Genomic DNA, 18568 nt, shown 5'->3' with positions numbered 1-18568 from the left:
ACTGGAAGGGCTCACGCAAAGTTGTGGACAACCGCCGCGTCGTCCACGGAGGCAATCGACCGTCCGCACCCCGCTCTGATCGAACGTTCTACTATGGGCCCATGCCTGACAACGCCGCCCGGCCCGATGCCGTCACCCTTCCGACCGACGAGCCCCAGCGCCTCCGCTCCATCGCGGACGATCTGAGGATCCCCGGATTCGTCGACATCCACACGCACTTCATGCCGGAGAACGTGCTGGCCAAGGTGTGGGCCTACTTCGACCGGGCGGAGGAGCGCGGACTGCAGACATGGCCGATCGCCTACCGCTGGTCGGAGGAGGAGCGGGTCGCCCGCCTGCGTGACATGGGCGTCATCGGCTTCACCTCGATGCTCTACCCTCACAAGCCCGGCATGGCCGCATGGCTCAACTCCTGGTCCGCAGACTTCGCCGCGCGCACGCCGGCGTGCGCGCAGACGTCGACGTTCTTCCCCGAGCCCGAGGCCGCCGCCTACACCCAGCGCGCGCTGGAGTCGGGGACCCGCGTCTTCAAATCCCACATCCAGGTCGGCGGCTACGACCCCTCCGACCCGCTGCTGGAACCCGTCTGGGCGCAGATCGAGGAGGCAGGCACCCCCGTCGTCATCCACTGCGGATCCGGTCCGGTCCCCGGGCGGCACACGGGCCTGGACCCCGTGGTGGAGGTCCTCAGGCGGCATCCGAAGCTGGTATTCGTCATCGCCCACACGGGCATGCCGGAGTATCGGGAGTTCATCCAGCTCGCGGAGGACTTCGAGAACGTCTGCCTCGACACCTGCATGACCTTCACTCCGTATGTCGAGGCGACGATGCCCTTCCCCGACGACCTCCTCGGACGGCTCGTGGCGCTGCAGGACAAAGTGGTGCTGGGCAGCGACTTCCCCAACATCCCCTATTCGTACTCCGTGCAGATCGACGCGATCCGCGGCCTGGATCTGGGGGAGGAGTTCGAGCGGAAGGTGCTCCACGACAACGGGGCCCGTCTGCTGGGACTGGACTGAGGCCTCGGCGGCGGGACCGGGCCGATCCCATCATCCGGCAGGGACCTCGACGTCCTCGCGCGGAATGGGCAGACTCGGGGGAGGCGCGCAGGTGCACCGTCGCCTGCGCGCACGGTCCCGTCCCGGGTCCGCGTTCCCCGACGAAGGAGCAGCACATGCACTACCACGAGTCCGGAGACTTCGACTACGCCAAGGCCCTCGCTCAGGCGGCACCCGACCAGGTGAAGGCGTTCGGCGCCTTCGACGCGGCGGTGTTCGACAAGGACGATGAGGTGCTCGATCTAAAGACGAAGGAGCTCATCGCGATCGGCGTCGCGTCGACCACGCAGTGCCCCTACTGCCTCGACGTCCACGTGGGCAATGCGAAGAAGGAGGGAGCCAGCCGCGAGGAGGTCGCCCGCGCAGTGTTCGTCTCCGCCGGCCTGCGTGCGGGCGCCGCCTACACGCACGGCCTGCTCGCTCACAAGATCTCCGAGCAGGGTGCGGACCTGGAGCACTTCCAGGAGCCCGGCGATGTGAAGCACCTGCGTGCGCTGCGCAAGGCGTCCGGCGGAACCGTCGAGGCGTTCGGCGAGTTCGACGCGGCCGTCTTCGACCCCAGCGATGAGGTGGTGTCCGTCAAGGTCCGCGAACTCATCGCGATCGCGGTCGCCGCGACGACGCAGTGCCCATACTGCCTCAATGCGCATGTGGGCAACGCGAAGAAGGCCGGTGCGACGGACGAGGAGATAGCCCGCACCGTCATGGTCGCCGCGGCCCTGCGCGCCGGCGCCGCCTACACGCACGGATTCCTCGCGATGAAGCTCTACGACGAGAAGTGAGCCCTGCGAGTCCACGCGGACTCGGGCAGGAGCGCCTCCGGGCCGCTCCGACCCGGGTCCGCGTGTGCCGTAGGCTAGGACGACTATGGCAACAGACTTCTCAGCAGAGATCACATCACTGCAGAACACCTTCGCCTCCATCCGTGAGGTGTCCGACGTCGACACCCTGCGCAGTGAGGTGGAGGAGCTCACGCACGCTGCGGCGGCCCCGGACCTGTGGGACGACCCGGACGCCGCCCAGAAGGTGACGTCGAAGCTGTCGCACAAGCAGTCGGTGCTGGAGAAGCTCGACCGCTTCGACCAGCGCATCGAGGACGTCGAGCTCCTCGTGTCCATGGGCGAGGACGAGGGCGACCAGGACGCGATCGACGAAGCGACCTCGGAGATCGAGAAGCTCCGCTCGGAGCTGGGCGATCTGGAGATCTCCACTCTGCTGTCCGGCGAGTACGACGAACGGTCCGCGGTCATCACCGTGCGCGCGGGCGCGGGCGGCGACGACGCCTCGGACTTCGCACAGATGCTCACACGCATGTACGTGCGGTGGGCGGAGAACCGCAAGTACTCGGTGCAGGAGCTCGACACCTCCTATGCAGAGGGTGCGGGCGTGAAGTCCGCGACGATCCAGGTCAACGCCCCCTACGCGTACGGGACGCTGTCCGTTGAAGCGGGCACGCACCGTCTGGTCCGCATCAGCCCCTTCGACAACCAGGGGCGCCGCCAGACGTCGTTCGCGGCAGTCGAGGTGATCCCGCTCATCGAGTCGAGCGACCACGTCGACGTCGACGAGAACGATCTGCGCATCGACGTCTACCGCTCATCGGGCCCCGGCGGTCAGTCGGTCAACACGACGGACTCCGCCGTGCGCATCACCCACGTGCCGACCGGTGTGGTCGTGAGCATGCAGAACGAGAAGTCGCAGATCCAGAACCGCGCCGCCGCGATGCGCGTCCTCCAGTCACGCCTGCTCCTGCTGAAGCAGGAGGAGGAGAACGCCCAGAAGAAGGAGCTCGCCGGCGACATCAAGGCGAGCTGGGGCGACCAGATGCGCTCCTACGTCACGCACCCCTACCAGATGGTCAAGGATCTGCGGACGAACCACGAGGTCAACAACCCCTCGAACGTCTTCGACGGAGCGATCGACGGGTTCCTGCGGGCCGGCATCCGCTGGCGCAAGGAGCAGGAGATGGCCGCCGAATCCGAGGACTGATCCCCGACACGCGGGAGTGCCTGGGGAAACGCGACGAGGGCTGCCCCGCGCCTCTAGAGTGAGCGTGGACGCCCTGCGTCCGTGTCCCTCTTCCTCTTCAGCCCCGGAGCATGTGTGATCACGTTCGACAAGGTCGCGAAGTCCTACGACCACCGGGTGGCTCCTGCCCTCGGCGACCTGTCCTTCACCGCAGATGCGGGGGAGTTCGTGTTCCTCGTGGGGGCCTCGGGATCGGGGAAGTCGACCGTCATCCGCCTGGTGCTGCGTGAAGAGGTGCCCACCCGCGGCCGCATCACCGTGGCCGGCACGCAGACCGCCCGGATGCCCAGCTGGAAGGTGCCCCACCTGCGGCGCGGCATCGGCACCGTCTTCCAGGACTTCCGGCTGCTGCCCAACAAGAACGTGTTCGACAACGTCGCGTTCGCGCTGCACGTGATCGGGAAGTCGCGGGCCGCGATCTCCACTCTGGTGCCCGACGTGCTCGAGACGGTCGGCCTCGACGGCAAGCAGAAGCGGTATCCGCACGAACTGTCCGGCGGCGAGCAGCAGCGCGTGGCGATCGCCCGCGCGGTCGTCAACAAGCCTGGGATCCTGCTCGCGGACGAGCCGACCGGCAACCTGGACCCGGCGACCAGCCAGGACATCATGGACGTCATCACGCGCATCAACAGCTTCGGCACGACCGTGCTCATGGCGACCCACGACTCCTCGATCGTCAACTCGATGAACAGGCGCGTGATCGAGCTGCGGGGCGGCGAGATGGTCCGCGACGAAGTGGGCGGCTACCGACCGGAGGTGACGCAGGCGTGAAGACCTCCTTCATCTTCTCCGAGGTGCTGTCCGGTCTGCGCCGGAACCTCTCGATGATCATCTCGGTCATCCTCGTCACTTTCGTCTCGCTGCTGTTCATCGGCGCCGCGATCCTCCTGCAGATGCAGATCGGCGGGATGAAGGACTACTGGTACGACCGCGTGCAGGTCGCAGTGTTCCTGTGCCCGCCCGATTCGGAGGCGCCCACCTGCGCGGACGGTGAGGCCACCCAGGAGCAGAAGGACGCGATCGAGGCCGCACTGGGATCGCCCGATCTCGACGACTACGTCCAAGAGGTGCACTTCGAGGACAAGGCGACCGCCCACCGACTCTTCGAGGAGCAGTTCGAGGGCACCAGCCTGGAGGGCACCGTGCCCCAGGACCAGATGCAGGAGTCATTCCGCATCCAGCTCGACGATCCGGAGCAGTACGGGATCATCAACGAGTACTTCTCCGCCACCCCGGGCGTGGAGGAGGTCGTCGACCAGAACCGGCTCCTCGACCAGCTCTTCAGGATCCTCAACATCGCCACCGCGGCCGCCGTGGGGATCGCCGGGATCATGACGCTGTGCGCGGTCCTGCTCATCGCGACGACCATCCGACTGTCCGCGTTCACACGACGCCGGGAGACGGGCATCATGCGACTGGTCGGCGCATCGAACCTCTTCATCCAGCTGCCCTTCATCCTCGAGGGGATCCTCGCAGCGGCCCTGGGAAGCGTCCTTGCGGGAATCGTGCTGGGCGTCGGCGTACACTTCGGTGTGTCCGGATGGCTCCAGTCCCGCATGGCCGGGGTGAACCTCGTGACCGTGGGCGACGTGGCAGTCGTGACCCCCATCCTCATCGCAGTCGGCGTCATCATGGCCGGCGCATCGTCCTGGCTCACCCTCCGTCGCTATATGAAGGTGTGATCGGCTCCGTGAAACAGAGCACCGTTCCGTTCCGTCGTCGGGTCCTCGCGTTCGTCGCCATCCTCCTCGCCCTCGTCATGCTCGCACCGGCCTCCCCGGGTGCGGCGAGCCCAGCGGATGAGAAGGAATCCGTCGACGAACGGGTCGACGAGCTGCAGCGGGAGCACGAAGGGCTCAGTGAGGAGCTCGCGCGCGTCGTCGCAGAGATGGAGGACGCGGAATCGCAGATGCCCGACGCCGAGGACGCCGTCGATGCTGCGACGGATGAACTCGACGAGGCGAAGCGCAAGGACGAGGAGCTGGGCGCCCGGCTCACCTCCGCGGAGAACGCGGAGGAGGAGCTGCGCGAGGAGATCGACAGCGGCACGGACCGGATTGAGGAGTCGGAGAAGTCCGTCGTCGGGGTCGCGCGCAAGGCCTACCAGAACTCCGGTGTGACGAGCGATGTCGCGATGCTCCTGCAGATGACGGAGAGCGACAACGGGCTGGACGGCCTCACGCGCGTGGACTCCGCAGTGCGCGGCCAGCAGCGCACGATCACCCGGCTGGGTGAGCGCCGGGCCGCGAACATCAACAACCAGGACCGGCTCGATGCAGTCTCCGAGGAGATCTCCGACCTCAAGGACGAGGCCGCAGAGGTCGTCCTCGAGAAGGAGGCCGCGGAGCGCGCCGCCACAGATGCGAAGGACGCACTGGACTCCCTCGTGTCGCAGAAGGACTCCGCTGCGAAGACGATCGAGGACAACCAGGCTGAGACGGCCGAGGAGCTCGAGCGCCAGAAGGAGGAGCAGGAGCGGCTGGCGGACGAGATCCGTGAGTGGCAGGAGGACAACGGCGACGGCAGCAGGAGCCTGCCCGGCGAGGGGTTCCTGAGGAATCCTGCCCCCGACCACCCGATCACGTCGCAGTTCGGATGGCGCGTGCACCCGATCGCCGGTGTGCGCAGGCTCCACTCGGGCACAGACTTCGGCGTGCCGTGCGGCACGGAGGTCTACGCCTCGGCCGATGGCACCGTCGTCTCCAGCGGGAGCGCCGGCGGGTACGGCAACCGCGTCGTGATCTCGCACGGCAAGTCCAACGGCGCGAGCATCGCGACGACGTACAACCACAACACGCGCAACCTCGTGACCCCCGGTCAGAGCGTGAGCCAGGGCGACGCGGTCGCACTGGCGGGCACGACCGGCTCGTCGACCGGCTGCCACCTCCACTTCGAGGTGATGCAGGACGGCGAGTACGTCGACCCCATGGACTGGATCTCCTGACCCTGCGCTAGACTGGAGCGTTCGCAAGCATCAGTCTGCGCACGCGCCATTCAGGAGAGGAGGGACCATGTCGAAGGACCAGGCGAGCAGGAGGGAACCCACTCGCAAGTCGATCGCGCGCAACCGCAAGGCGCTCCACGAATACCACATCGAGGAGACCTTCGAAGCGGGTCTCGTCCTCACCGGGACGGAAGTGAAGTCGCTGCGTGAGGGCCGTGCGAACCTCACCGACGGGTTCGGCCTGATCTTCCAGGGTGAGGCGTGGCTGGAGCACGCGTACATCCCGGAGTACACGCAGGGGACCTGGACGAACCACTCCGCGCGCCGCCGCCGCAAGATGCTACTGCACAAGACGGAGATCCTGCGGATCTCCCAGAAGATCCGGGAGGCCGGGCACACGCTCATCCCGCTCGAGCTCTACTTCGACGGGTCGCGGGTGAAGGTCGAGATCGCGATCGCGCGCGGCAAGAAGGACTGGGACAAGCGCCAGGCGCTGCGTGAGAAGCAGGACAAGCGCGAAGCGGAGCGCGCGATGAAGGACAAGGTCCGTCGCGGGGAATAGCGATGGTGCACCTCGTGTTGTGGGTGTACAGTGAAGCATCCGGATCTGGTTCCGACCAGTGATGGACGGTGTCGGGCCACCGCCTTCGGGTGGGGCCTCTGGCAACTGAATAGGGGGATGATCGGTTTCGACGCCGGCTGTTGAGCCGGGAGAAGCGGGCCGAGAATGCAGAGTCAACTCGTTAATGTCCTCTGCAAACCAATAGGTGCTGAATCCAAAACTCGCACCGATTTCGCCCTCGCTGCCTGACAGCGAGCTGAGCGAATCCGTCAGCCCGGGGTAGCTTTCGCCCCGGATTCTGGCGTCAGCTAGAAAGCCACTGCTGTTGACATTCGTCGAGGGTGTCAGCGGGACTCTTACTCGACTCCGTCCGTTGGTCTACGTGTTCGTGCGGTGACCAGGACCTAAGAAACTCTTCACGGACTGCGCCCGGAGAAGACCCAGCGATGAGTCGGCGGACGCGGGTTCGATTCCCGCCATCTCCACATCCCTCGGAAGCCCTCGGTGGTGAGCACAGTGCTCGCACCGGGGGCTTTCGCATGTCCGAAAGCATCCGGCGAGCGGTCCGCATACGCTGGCGCCATGGATGCGTATCCGTTCGACGAATCTCTTCCCGAGCCTCCCACCCACCTCAGCAGCGATGCCGCCGAGGTCCCGGTCGCCTGGTCGATCGATGTGACCGACCTGCGCACGGGGGCGCCGCTGCTGCTGCACGAACCTGACCGGGTGCTCGCGACGGCGAGCGTCGGGAAGGTCTTCCTGCTGCTCGAGGTCGCCGCCCGCATCGCCGACGGTCGGATCGACCCTGCTGCGCGTCTGTCGATCAGCCCGGAGCACGAGGTCGCCGATTCCGGACTGCTGCACCTCTTCCGCGACAGGACGATCACGGTCGCGGACGCCTGCCTGCTGGTCGGCGCGGTCAGCGACAACCTCACGACGAATGCGCTCACCGACCTCTGCGGACTCGACGCCGTCCGCGCACGGTCCGGGCGCCTCGGCCTCGTCGACACATCCTTCCTCGACGTCATCCGCGACGAGCGGACGGATGCCCACCCGTGGGCGCCCTCATGCGGAACCGCACGGGAGCTCTCGCGCCTCTTCGCGATGCTCCATGCGGGGGAAGCGGTCTCCGGCGAGGCGTCCGCGCAGGTCCTCGCCCACCTGGCAGCGGGAGTGGACACATCGATGGTGTCGGGCGGCCTCCACCTCGACCCGCTGGCGCACACAGACGCAGACGGCGGCGTGCTCCTGCGCCACAAGACCGGCCACGACTCGGGCGTCCGCGTGGATGCCGGGATCGTGACCGGTCCGGGCGGGGGAGTGGCGTACGCCGTCGGCGCCAATTGGCCACCTGGGGCGGATGCGGGACCGGACGGCACGAGGGTCGTGGTCGAGCACCATATGAGGACCATCGGAGACGCGATCCGCACTCACATCCTCGGTGAATGAGTGAGGCCCCGTCAGCGCATCGCCCTGACGGGGCCTCCCCCTCCTCGCACGTTCACGTCATCAGCGTCGCGCGGCGTCCAGTGCCGACCGCACGATGGAATCCGCGTCGATCCCGTGATGCCGGTGCACGTCCGGGACATCGCCCGACTGGCCGAACTCGCTGACGCCCAGACCGACGTGCTCCACGCGGTTGATCGTCGCGAGGAAGGACAGCGTGTGCGGGTGCCCGTCGAGCACGGTCACCATGGGCCTGGCACGCGACGTGGGGAACACCTGATCGAGGATCCATGCGTGCTCCGCCTGCTGCTCCGGTCGCCGCACGCTCTGCAGCGCGCGGAACAGCTGCCCGGGGCTCGTCACGCAGACGACGTCCGCGGCGATACCCTGCTCGTCCAGGCGGTCGGCGGCATCCAGCACCTCGGGCATGATCGCGCCCATGCCGACGAGCGTCACCGTCGGATCCTCCGCGGCACGCAGGAGGTACCCGCCGGCGACCACCTGGTCCCGGCGACGCTTCCGCGCCGCCGGATCCGCGGGCACCTCGGCACGTGACTGGTCGAGCCCCCGGGTCGAGAGCCGAAGGTACGACGATCGCCCGCCGACCCTGCCCAGCTGGGAGATGGCGTGCAGCAGCGTCCATTCGACGTCCTGCGCGAAGGCCGGTTCGTACGCGAGCAGCCCGGGCACTTCGATGCCCGTCGACGGCGTCGTGTTCGACTGGTGTGCTCCGCCCTCCGGGGCGAGGGTCACACCGGACGGCGTGCCGACGAGGATCGACTGGCCGCCCGCGTACATGCCGAACGTCCACGGCTCCAGTGCACGATTGACGAACGGGTCGTACATGACGCCGATCGGATAGAGCGGCTCGCCCCAGCGGCTCCACGTCGCACCGAGCTCACCCAGGAGTCCCACGAGGTTCGTCTCCGCGATGCCCAGCTCCATGTGCTGCCCGTGCGGGGACTCGTTCCAGTGGAGGATCGTCTCCTTGTCGTCCGCGAACCAGTTCGGAGCCTGCGAGGCGCTCCACGCTCCCACCTTGTTGACCCAGCCGCCGAGGTTCGTCGTCGACGACACATCAGGGCTCACCGTGACGACGCGACGAGCGGTGTCCGGCGACTGCCGGCTGAGGTCCATGAGCACCCGGCCCAGCGCTGCCTGGGACGACGACGTGCCGCGGTGCGGGCGCCCCAGGTCCAGGAGCGGTTCCGGCTCGGGGGCCGGAGGGAAGTCGGGTCGGGTGAGGCGCTGCGCTGCCTCTGCGACGGCTCGCCCCTCGGCGCTGTCCGGTGAGAAGCGCGACCAGGGGCTCGCGGGGTCCTGGCCGGACTGGACGGCGAACTCCTCGTACTCCTCCTGGCTGATGAGGGCGGAGTGGTTCTGCGGATGCCCGGAGCTCGGCAGCCCGTAGCCCTTGATCGTGTAGGCGATGATGACGGTGGGGCGTGTGTCGTCGATCCGGGCGAAGGCGTCCAGGAGGGTGGGGATGTCATGCCCGCCCAGGTTGCGGATCGCCGCGGTGAGGGTAACGTCATCGAGCGTCTCGATGAGTCCGCGCAGAGCCTCCGCACCGCCGTCGGGCCCGTCGCCGGGCAGCCGGTCGCGCAGCTCCTGCGGGTCGCACCGCAGCAGCCGCTGGTACTCCGGATTGGACATTGAGACGATGCGCGCGCGCAGCTCGGGACCGCCGGGCCGGGTGAACAGCTCTTCGAGGAGCGCCCCGAACTTCACGGGCAGGACCTGCCAGCCCGCGGCGTCGAACATCGCCTCGATGCGGCCGGCGGCGATGTCGGGGACCACTCGGTCCAGCGACTGGCGGTTGAGATCGACGATCCACACGATCTCGCCCAGGTGCTTGACCTCGGGGTCGATCACGGCCTCCCAGATCGCGCCCTCGTCCAGTTCGGCGTCGCCGACGAGTGAGTACTGCCGGCCGCTGCCCACGGGCCGCAGCACGGAGTCCACGTAGCGGCGGGCCACGGCGCCCCAGATCGGAGCCGTCGCGCCGATCCCCACGGAGCCCGTCGAGTAGTCCGCCGGGACCGGGTCCTTCGAGCGGCTCGGGTAGGACTGGAGACCGCCGTACTGGCGCAGCGTCGTGAGGTGCTTCTCATCGAGCTCGCCCAGCAGGTAGTTGATCGCGTGCCAGACGGGACCCGCGTGCGGCTTGACGCTCACGCGGTCATCGCGGGTCAGCGTCGTGAACCAGAGTGCGGTCATGATCGACGCGATCGATGCGCAGGACGCCTGGTGGCCGCCGACCTTGAGCCCGCTCAGGTTGGGGCGGACACGGTTGGCGTGGTGGATGATCGACGTCGACAGCCAGAGGACCCTGCGGTGGATCTCTTCGAGGAGTGCCGGGTCGACCGACACGGGGGCGGCTGCGTGCGTGGGCACTGCAGGGGTGGCTGCCCCGTGGGTCTGAGAGTTGGGGTGAGAATGCACGATCTGCCTCCGGTGGCGAACGACGAACTGGTCCGAGGGCCCGTGGGGCCGCCGGTGGGTGTGCCGGCGAAAGGTGGACGGATCGTCCGGATGCTGTGCAGACGGGGTGTGTCGTGCAGGTGCCGATGCGGTTGCCCTCGACGTGTGAGCCACACAACCACGAAGGTGCAGAGTGCTCAACCCTGCTCTGTAGAAGTGAGCGGTATGCTCAGAATGAGAGTGCCGGAATGGGCGCACGCTGATGGATTCGATGAACAGGAGACCCGCTGTGGGAGACGGAACCGCGTCGGACCCGATGCCGCCGCGCCGTCGGCGCAGGCTGAGCGACGCCCTGGACGCGAAGATCCTCCTGGCACTCGTGGCGGACCCTCGTTCCACGATCGCAGGGCTCGCGCACCGCCTGAGCGTCGCCCGGAACACGGTGCACGCGCGGATGAACCGCCTCGAGGAGGAGGCGCTGCACCCCAGCGACCACCGCATCGACCCCGCAGCCCTGGGGTACCCCCTGCGCGCATACGTGCTCGCGAACCTCAAGCAGCGCCGCCTCGACGAGGTGGGGGAGGCACTGTCGCAGGTCCCCGAAGTCCTCGAGGTCATCGGCATCACAGGCCCCGGCGACACCCTCATCCAGGTCGTCGCCCGCGATGCCGATGACCTCTACCGGGTCGCGGGGCGGATCCTCGCGATCCGCGGGGTGAAGCGCACCCGGACGCTGATCTCGATGCGGACGATGGTGCCCTACCGCCTGACGCCGCTCCTGACGCGGCTGCGCGATGGACGGCGCCTGGAAGCCTCACCCGAAGTCGACTAGTGTTCGCATCATCCCGGAGGGGCTCGCATCCGGCCGATCGCAGTGACGCGACCGGCGGATCCGTACGCGAAAGGCCGCGAACATGAAGAAGGCTTCTTCGTCGGGCGCGGAGTACCTCGCCCGCGAGTATCAGCGTGAGGTGACGCGCGCGTTCGGGCGGCTGTCCGCACGCGCCTCGGAGACCGGCCTGAACACCGTGCGCAGCATCGTCACGGAATCATGGCAGCGGTCGCTGGGCGCACTGCCGCCGACGGGTCGGGAAGCCGCGTCGATGGGCATCGATCCGGACGAACTCGCCCGCCTGCGCAGCGAGGGGCCGCTGGCGAACGCGCTGCCGATCGTCCGCCGCCTCCTCATCGAACCCGCGCGGGACACCGGTCTGGTCGTCGCGATCGGCGATGCGCAGGGACGCCTCCTGTGGGTCGAGGGCGACCACTCCGCGCTGCGACGCTCCGAATCGATGGGATTCGCCGTCGGCGCCGACTGGTCAGAGACCGGCATGGGCACCTCGGCACCGGGGATCGTCGTCGCCACCGGGGAGCCCGCGGCCGTCGTCGGCGAGGAGCACTTTTCACCCTCCGTGCGCGAGTGGAGCTGCACGGCCGTGCCGCTGATGGATCCGCACACCCGTGCTCTCCTGGGGGTCCTCGACATCACCGGAGGATCGGAGGCGGTGTCCCCGCTCAGCCTTCCGCTCCTCACGGCCGCCGCCGCGGCGATCGAGGCGGAGCTCGCAGCCCAGCTGCCGGCCCCGTCACCGGAGGCGACCATCGCCGAGGCGCGGGAGGCGCTCGTGGTGACCGGCACCTCGCACGCGGGAGACGCGGGTGGAGCCGGCTTCCCCGTCTCGGGGATCCGGACGGCGCATGCGGCGCAGCCCGAGGCAGACGCTGCCGGACCCGTCGTCCGGGTCACCGGACCGGGCGCACCCGCGCTGATGAGCGGCGGGCGGGAACAGCAGATCGGCCTGCGGCACGCGGAGATCCTGACCCTGCTCGACTGGCACGACGACGGACTCACCGGGCCGCAGCTGGGCGAGATGGTCTACACCGAAGTGCCGGAGGCGGCGACCGTCCGGGTCGAGATGCACCGGCTGCGCCGGGTGCTCGCGGAGGCCTCGGCCGGTTCCATCGAGCTCGCGTCGCGCCCCTACCGCCTGGTGTCCGCAGACGGCGGCGAACGGCCGCCGCTCACGGATGCGCGGGCGGCCCGCGACGCGCTCGCGGACGGCGACGTCGACCGCGCCGTCCGACTCTGCCGGGGCGAGGTCCTGCCTCCGTCGTCCGCACCGGAGGCGGAGCGGATCCGCTCCGTGCTGTCTGCGGAGCTGCGCGAGGCGGTCATGCAGTTCGCCGACCACGACCTCCTCTGGACCTACCTGCGACGGCAGGACGCCCAGGACGATCAGGACGCGTGGATGCTCGCTCTGCAGCTGCTGCCCGCGGATGACATCCGCCGGGCGGCCGCCGTCGCGCGTCTGGATGCGATCGAGGCGGAGCTCGGCGCGGGCTGATGCCGCCGAGGCGACCGTTGGTGACGCCGATGGGGCGACCGCTGCTGACGCTGCTGAGGTGGCCGCTGCGGTCGGTGTGATCCACGCAACGTCCGTGCAACGTGGTGCCTTCTAGTGTGGAATCACAGCCCGGCGGATCGGGCAGGTTCCCACGACCGCCGCCGGGGCACTCGAATGCACAGCGACGTGCAGAAGGAGGAGGCTGACATGGCCGTCTACTCACACCCCGGAACATCCGGAGCCCTCGTCGACTTCAAGCCCCGCTACGAGAACTGGATCGGCGGTGAATGGACGCCGCCGGCCAAGGGCGAGTACTTCGAGAACATCACCCCGGTGACCGGCAAGGTGTTCACCGAAGTCGCACGATCCACGGCGGAGGACATCGAGCTGGCCCTCGATGCGGCGCACAAGGCCAAGACCACCTGGAACAGGACGACACCGGCAGAGCGCGCACAGCTGCTGAACAAGATCGCGGATCGGATGGAGGAGAACCTCGAGAAGATCGCGGTCGCGGAGTCGTGGGACAACGGCAAGGCGATCCGCGAACCGCTCGCCGCGGACATCCCGCTGGCGATCGACCACTTCCGCTACTTCGCCGGTGCGATCCGAGCGCAGGAGGGCGGCCTGTCGCAGATCGACGAGGACACCGTCGCCTACCACTTCCACGAGCCGCTGGGCGTGGTCGGCCAGATCATCCCCTGGAACTTCCCCATCCTCATGGCGGTCTGGAAGCTCGCACCGGCGCTCGCCGCAGGCAACTGCGTCGTCCTCAAGCCCGCGGAGCAGACGCCGGTCTCGATCCTCTTCCTCATGGAGCTGCTCGCGGACCTCATCCCGGCGGGCGTCGTGAACATCGTCAACGGCTTCGGTGCGGAGGCGGGCAAGCCGCTCGCCTCGAACAAGAGGATCTCCAAGATCGCGTTCACGGGTGAGACGACCACCGGCCGCCTCATCATGCAGTACGCGTCGCAGAACATCATCCCCGTCACGCTGGAGCTGGGCGGCAAGAGCCCGAACATCTTCTTCGACGACATCGCCCAGGAGAAGGACGCCTTCTACGACAAGGCGCTCGAGGGCTACGCGATGTTCAGCCTCAACCAGGGTGAGGTCTGCACGTGCCCGTCGCGCGCACTCATCCAGTCCAGCATGTACGACAGCTTCATGGCGGACGCGCTGGAGCGGGTGAAGGCGACGAGGCAGGGCGACCCGTTCGACACCGACACCCAGATGGGTGCGCAGGCGTCGAACGACCAGTTCGAGAAGATCATGTCCTACCTGGACATCGGCAAGCAGGAGGGTGCCAAGATCCTCACGGGCGGTGAGGCCGTCGATCTGGGCGGTGCGCTGTCCGGCGGGTTCTACGTGAAGCCCACGGTGTTCGAGGGGACCAACGACATGCGGATCTTCCAGGAGGAGATCTTCGGTCCCGTCGTCGCGACGACGCAGTTCAAGGACTACGACGACGCGATGGGCATCGCGAACGACACCCTCTACGGGCTGGGCGCCGGCGTGTGGGCCCGCAGCGGCACGACCGCCTACCGGGCGGGGCGCCAGATCCAGGCCGGTCGCGTCTGGGTGAACAACTACCACGCCTACCCGGCGCACGCCGCGTTCGGCGGGTACAAGTCCTCCGGCATCGGCCGCGAGAACCACCTCATGATGCTCGACCACTACCAGCAGACCAAGAACCTGCTGGTGAGCTACAGCGACAACGCGCAGGGCTTCTTCTGATCCTGCAGCGCTGACGCCGCAGCACACTCACGCAGCATCCGGGGCCGGGCGGTCCGCCGCCCGGCCCCGCCATGTTCCAAACCCCTGAACCACTCGAAGAAGAGCGACACACAAGGAGCAGGACCATGAACGCAATGCAGGCAGCGATCGTCGAAGACTTCGGACACGAACTGACAGTGGGGGAGACGCAGAAGCCCACACCCGGACGGGGCCAGGCACTGGTGAAGGTCATCGCCACCGGCGTCTGCCACACGGACCTCCACGCGCTGGAGGGGGACTGGCCGGTGAAGCCCAAGCTGCCGCTGGTGCCGGGCCACGAGGGCGTGGGCATCGTCGAGGAGCTGGGCGAGGGCGTCACGAACCTCGAGGTGGGCCAGATGGTCGGCAATGCGTGGCTCTGGTCGGCCTGCGGCGAGTGCGAGCACTGCCGCCAGGGATGGGAGACGCTGTGCGAGCAGCAGCAGAACGGCGGCTATTCCACGGACGGGTCGTTCGGCGAGTACATGCTGGTCGACGCCCAGTACGCCGCGATCATCCCGGAAGGATCGGATCCCGCGGAGATCGCCCCGGTGCTGTGCGCCGGTGTGACGGTGTACAAGGGGCTCAAGCGGACGGAGGCGCGCCCCGGCCAGTGGGTCGTCATCTCCGGGATCGGCGGCCTGGGACACATCGCAGTCCAGTACGCGGTCGCCATGGGACTGCGCGTCGTCGCGGTCGACATCGCGGACGACAAGCTGGCGCTCGCGAAGAAGCACGGCGCGGAGGTCGTCGTGAACGCGATGGACGGTGATCCCGCCGCAGCCGTGCAGGAGGCGATCGGCGGCGCCCACGGCGTACTCGTCACCGCAGTCCACAAGGACGCCTTCGGCCAGGCGATCGGGATGACCCGCCGCGGCGGGACGATCGTCTTCAACGGGCTGCCGCCCGGTGAGTTCCCGGCCCCGATCTTCGACATCGTCCTGAAGGGGCTGACGATCCGCGGCTCGATCGTCGGCACGCGCCAGGACATGGTCGAGGCGCTCGACTTCTATGCGGCCGGCAAGATCCACCCGACGTTCACGAAGCGGCCGCTGGGCGACATCAACGCGATCCTCGATGAGATGAGGCACGGCAAGATCGACGGACGCGTCGTCGTCGAGTACTGAGCGGGACCGCCTCGCGCTCTGACCAGGAGCGGCGCACCTGCGCTCAGGAGCGCAGCGGCCCGGTGGAGGACGTCCTCCACCGGGCCGCTGCGCGTCGCAGGGCTCCTCACACGACGAGGCTCGCGAGCATGATGAGTCCGAGGGAGATGACGGAGGCGATGCACATCGGCAGGGTGAGGGTCTTGAGGGTCCCGAGTGTGGTCAGGCGCAGCAGAGGCTGGAAGATCCAGAAGAAGTTGCTGTTGAGCTGCATGCCGAAGAGTGCGCCGGACGAGGCGACCAGCGCGACGAGCACGGTCGGCACGTCGAGCGTGGACATGATGGGGGCCAGGATGCCGCCTGCGGTGATGATCGCCACCGTGGCGGAGCCCAGCGCGATCTGGAGGATCGCGGCGACTCCCCAGGCGATGAGCAGAGGGGCGAAGGCGCCGGCGGAGAAGTAGCCGCCGAGGATGTCCTCCAGACCTGTCTGCCCGATGACCGCGGCGAGCGAGCCGCCGGCGCCGGTGATGATGAGGACGATGCCGGACTCGCGGAAGCCCGTGCCGATGGCGTCATCGGCCCTCGTGCGACCGAGCGTCCTCCACGCCAGGAGATATGCGAGGACGAGTGCGGCGAAGATCGCGATGACCGGATCGCCGACGAATCCGAGGACTCCCTCGCCGGCACCGACCATGTCGGCCACGACTCCGGCGGCGACGAGCAGCACGGCGACGACGATCGGCAGCAGCGAGATCCGCAGCGGTGCCCTCGTCGCGACAGCCGCGTCGGAGGCGGCCGCGCCACCCGTGGTCGCCTCGCCACTCATGGTCTGTGCGCCACTCGTGGTCCCCGCGTCGCCGTGAGTGCCCGTACGGCCCGCCTCCGGGTCGTCCGCGGACGAGTCGGCCTCGACGTCGCCGAGGCCCACGAGCTCGTCCTTCTCCGGGTTCCACAGTCCGAACCGGAGGAGCTGGTTGTACACGAGCATCGTGAGCACCGCGGTGGGCAGGGCGAGGAGCAGTCCGGCGAAGAGCATGGTGCCGAGCGGCACGCCCAGCAGTCCGGCGATCGCGATCGCCGCAGCACCGGGGACGACGAAGACGAGGCCGACGTTGATGCCGATCGCCAGCGCGGTGCACATCTTGGCCAGGCCGCCTGGGCCCAGCCGTGGTGCGAGCGAGCGCACGATCGGAGCCATGAGGACGAGGAGCACATCGCCGTAGATCACCGGGAAGAAGACGGTGAGCGTGAGACCGGCGGCGTAGGGGAGCTGCTTCGGTGTGAAGAGTGCCAGGAGTCGATCGACGATGTTCTCGAGGGTGCCCATCGATGCGAGCAGGGATCCGATGAGGACACCCATGGCGATGATGAGGCCGACCTCGGCCATGATGTCGCCGAACCCGGTGGCGAGGGCCTCCGTGGTGCCGGTGAACCCGAGCCCCGCGGCGAGGCCCAGGTAGATGGAGCCGGCCAGGAGAGCGATGACGGCGTTGAGCCGGGCGCCCATGATGAGCAGGACGATCAGAGCGATCGAGATGCCGGTGTGGACCAGGACCATGACGTCTCCCACGGCGCTCACCCCCTGCCTGCGGCGCGCTCGAAGAGCGCGCGCGCTCCGCTGAGGTCAGCGAGGGACGCGCCCGCATCGATCCGTCGCTTCTGCTCGGGCTCGGCCGCCTCCTTCTCCGCGAGGAGCGCCGCGAGGTCCTCTGCCGATCCGGGCGGGAGCACCGCGAGTCCGTCGGAATCGGCGAAGACGATGTCTCCGGGCCTGATGACGGCGCCGCCGATCGAGACGGGGACGTTGACGCTCCCCTCGAGCCCGAGCAGTCGTGTGGTGTGCGCTGCGGTGCCGCGGGAGTAGACGGGGAACCCGAGCTCGGTGACCTCGCGGACGTCGTTGACGGGTCCGGAGAGGACTGCGCCCACGGCGCCCTTCGCCTGTGCGGCGTAGCTGCCCATGCCGCCGAAGCACGAGCGCGTATCGTCGCCGGACTGGTCGATCACGAGGACGTCGCCGGGTCGCAGCGAGTCGATGGCGATGTGGACGGCGGTGTGATCGATGTGGGGGATCTTCACCGTGACTGCCGGGCCCACGAACGCCAGAGGACGGTACAGCGGGGTCAGCCCGGTCGGGAATCCGAAGTCCGTGAGGTGGCCCAGCGTCGAGACGGAGGTCCTGGCGAGTGCTCCCAGCACATGGGCCGGAGGTGGTGCGGGGGCGTGGTTCTCGACGAACACGGCGGGTCCTTCCAGAGAGCGGATGATCGGTCGGGGGCGTGGAACGGCTGGGGTTGCAGAACGGCTGGTGCTGCGGAATCGGGCCGCCTGCGGTCCGCGCCTCAGCGGGGTCGAGCGCGCAGGCGGTCGACGACGCGCAGGAGGGCTCCGGCGTGGCGGTCCGCGTCCGTGGTGCCCAGAGCCGCGGTGGGGGAGTCGACCGCGAGCGATGCGGCGTAGAGGCCGTCTCCCATGAGCAGCACCGCACGGGCGACGTCGTCATCACCCACGTCGTCGGCGATGAGGCGCAGCCAGCGGGCCCGGATCTCCTGGAGGGCCTCCGTCACGCGGGAATCGGTGCCCAGGGACAGTCGCAGCGCTGCGAGCAGCGTCCGGTCGAAGGCGGAGTCGACCTCTGCGGACGTCCGCACGTAGTGGGCGGCGGACCCCTCCGGTGCGTCGCGCATCTCGTGGGCATCGACCTCCGCACGATCCTGCAGACGTGCGATGAGCCCCTCGAACAGCGCGGCCTTCGACCCGAAGTGGTAGAGCAGTCCGCCCTTGGACACGCGTGCGCGGGCGGCGACGGCGTCCAGGGTCGCTGCGCGCTCGCCCTCATCGATGAGGATCTCCTCGAGCGCATCGAGGAGCCCTTCGCGTGCCGTGGTCATGGGTGCGACCCT

16 protein-coding genes and 1 other RNA gene are annotated in these 18568 nt (G+C 68.5%); 13 read left to right on the top strand and 4 right to left on the bottom strand.

The window, feature by feature from the left end; all coding sequences use genetic code 11:
* The first annotated feature begins 101 nt into the window (after positions 1–101).
* From FM105_RS03840 to FM105_RS03800, 9 genes are all read left to right on the top strand, one after another.
* The gene (locus FM105_RS03840; RefSeq protein ID WP_087005063.1) at positions 102–1019 is read left to right on the top strand and encodes an amidohydrolase family protein; all 918 of its coding nucleotides are present in this window, start codon (positions 102–104) and stop codon (positions 1017–1019) included.
* 155 nt (positions 1020–1174) lie between these two features.
* On the top strand, positions 1175–1840 hold the full coding sequence (locus FM105_RS03835; RefSeq protein ID WP_087005060.1) for a carboxymuconolactone decarboxylase family protein: 666 nt from the start codon (positions 1175–1177) through the stop codon (positions 1838–1840).
* An 85-nt stretch (positions 1841–1925) separates the two neighbouring features.
* A complete protein-coding gene (gene prfB, locus FM105_RS03830) occupies positions 1926–3047 on the top strand; it encodes a peptide chain release factor 2 (RefSeq protein ID WP_087005057.1) in 1122 nt (373 codons plus the stop codon).
* 114 nt (positions 3048–3161) lie between these two features.
* Positions 3162–3857, top strand: a complete 696-nt coding sequence (gene ftsE / locus FM105_RS03825; RefSeq protein WP_087005054.1) for a cell division ATP-binding protein FtsE — start codon at positions 3162–3164, stop codon at positions 3855–3857.
* Entirely contained in the window at positions 3854–4768 is a 915-nt protein-coding gene (gene ftsX, locus FM105_RS03820) for a permease-like cell division protein FtsX (protein ID WP_087005048.1), read from the top strand. Before ftsE ends, ftsX begins: the two co-directional genes overlap by 4 nt.
* Positions 4769–4776: 8 nt before the next feature.
* Positions 4777–6030: a peptidoglycan DD-metalloendopeptidase family protein gene (locus FM105_RS03815; protein WP_256970211.1), complete on the top strand. Its 1254-nt coding sequence runs from the start codon at positions 4777–4779 to the stop codon at positions 6028–6030.
* Positions 6031–6097: 67 nt separating this feature from the next.
* Entirely contained in the window at positions 6098–6592 is a 495-nt protein-coding gene (smpB, locus tag FM105_RS03810; RefSeq protein WP_087005043.1) for an SsrA-binding protein SmpB, read from the top strand.
* A 113-nt stretch (positions 6593–6705) separates the two neighbouring features.
* Positions 6706–7080: a transfer-messenger RNA gene (gene ssrA, locus FM105_RS03805) on the top strand.
* 94 nt (positions 7081–7174) lie between these two features.
* Complete coding sequence (locus FM105_RS03800; RefSeq protein ID WP_087005040.1) at positions 7175–8041, top strand: serine hydrolase; 867 nt, start codon at positions 7175–7177, stop codon at positions 8039–8041.
* 60 nt (positions 8042–8101) lie between these two features.
* On the opposite strand, the gene FM105_RS03795 is transcribed toward FM105_RS03800, so the two are convergent.
* Positions 8102–10435 (bottom strand): transketolase-like TK C-terminal-containing protein, encoded by a 2334-nt coding sequence (locus FM105_RS03795; protein ID WP_143275811.1) that lies wholly within the window; start codon positions 10433–10435, stop codon positions 8102–8104.
* Positions 10436–10751: 316 nt separating this feature from the next.
* On the opposite strand from FM105_RS03795, the gene FM105_RS03790 reads away from it, so the two are divergent.
* The 4 genes from FM105_RS03790 to adhP all read left to right on the top strand — a co-directional run bounded on the left by FM105_RS03790 (position 10752) and on the right by adhP (position 15683).
* Positions 10752–11294, top strand: coding sequence for an Lrp/AsnC family transcriptional regulator (locus FM105_RS03790; protein WP_256970210.1), 543 nt, complete (start codon positions 10752–10754; stop codon positions 11292–11294).
* A gap of 82 nt (positions 11295–11376) precedes the next feature.
* Positions 11377–12807, top strand: coding sequence for a GAF domain-containing protein (locus FM105_RS03785; protein WP_087005038.1), 1431 nt, complete (start codon positions 11377–11379; stop codon positions 12805–12807).
* Between the two features lie 207 nt (positions 12808–13014).
* Positions 13015–14538 (top strand): acetaldehyde dehydrogenase ExaC, encoded by a 1524-nt coding sequence (gene exaC, locus FM105_RS03780; protein ID WP_087005106.1) that lies wholly within the window; start codon positions 13015–13017, stop codon positions 14536–14538.
* 125 nt (positions 14539–14663) lie between these two features.
* A complete protein-coding gene (gene adhP / locus FM105_RS03775; RefSeq protein WP_087005035.1) occupies positions 14664–15683 on the top strand; it encodes an alcohol dehydrogenase AdhP in 1020 nt (339 codons plus the stop codon).
* A 106-nt stretch (positions 15684–15789) separates the two neighbouring features.
* Here the strand turns inward: adhP and FM105_RS03770 are convergent, their stop codons facing one another.
* From FM105_RS03770 to FM105_RS03760, 3 genes are all read right to left on the bottom strand, one after another.
* Positions 15790–17235: a GntP family permease gene (locus FM105_RS03770; protein WP_087005104.1), complete on the bottom strand. Its 1446-nt coding sequence runs from the start codon at positions 17233–17235 to the stop codon at positions 15790–15792.
* 5 nt (positions 17236–17240) lie between these two features.
* On the bottom strand, positions 17241–17906 hold the full coding sequence (locus FM105_RS03765; protein ID WP_087005032.1) for an RraA family protein: 666 nt from the start codon (positions 17904–17906) through the stop codon (positions 17241–17243).
* A 101-nt stretch (positions 17907–18007) separates the two neighbouring features.
* Entirely contained in the window at positions 18008–18556 is a 549-nt protein-coding gene (locus tag FM105_RS03760; RefSeq protein WP_087005029.1) for a TetR/AcrR family transcriptional regulator, read from the bottom strand.
* Positions 18557–18568 lie beyond the last annotated feature (12 nt).

The organism is Brevibacterium yomogidense (assembly GCF_900163715.1).
GTDB lineage: Bacteria > Actinomycetota > Actinomycetes > Actinomycetales > Brevibacteriaceae > Brevibacterium > Brevibacterium yomogidense_A.
Note: the sequence above shows the minus strand (reverse complement) of the source record. Positions and strands in the feature narration are given on the sequence as shown.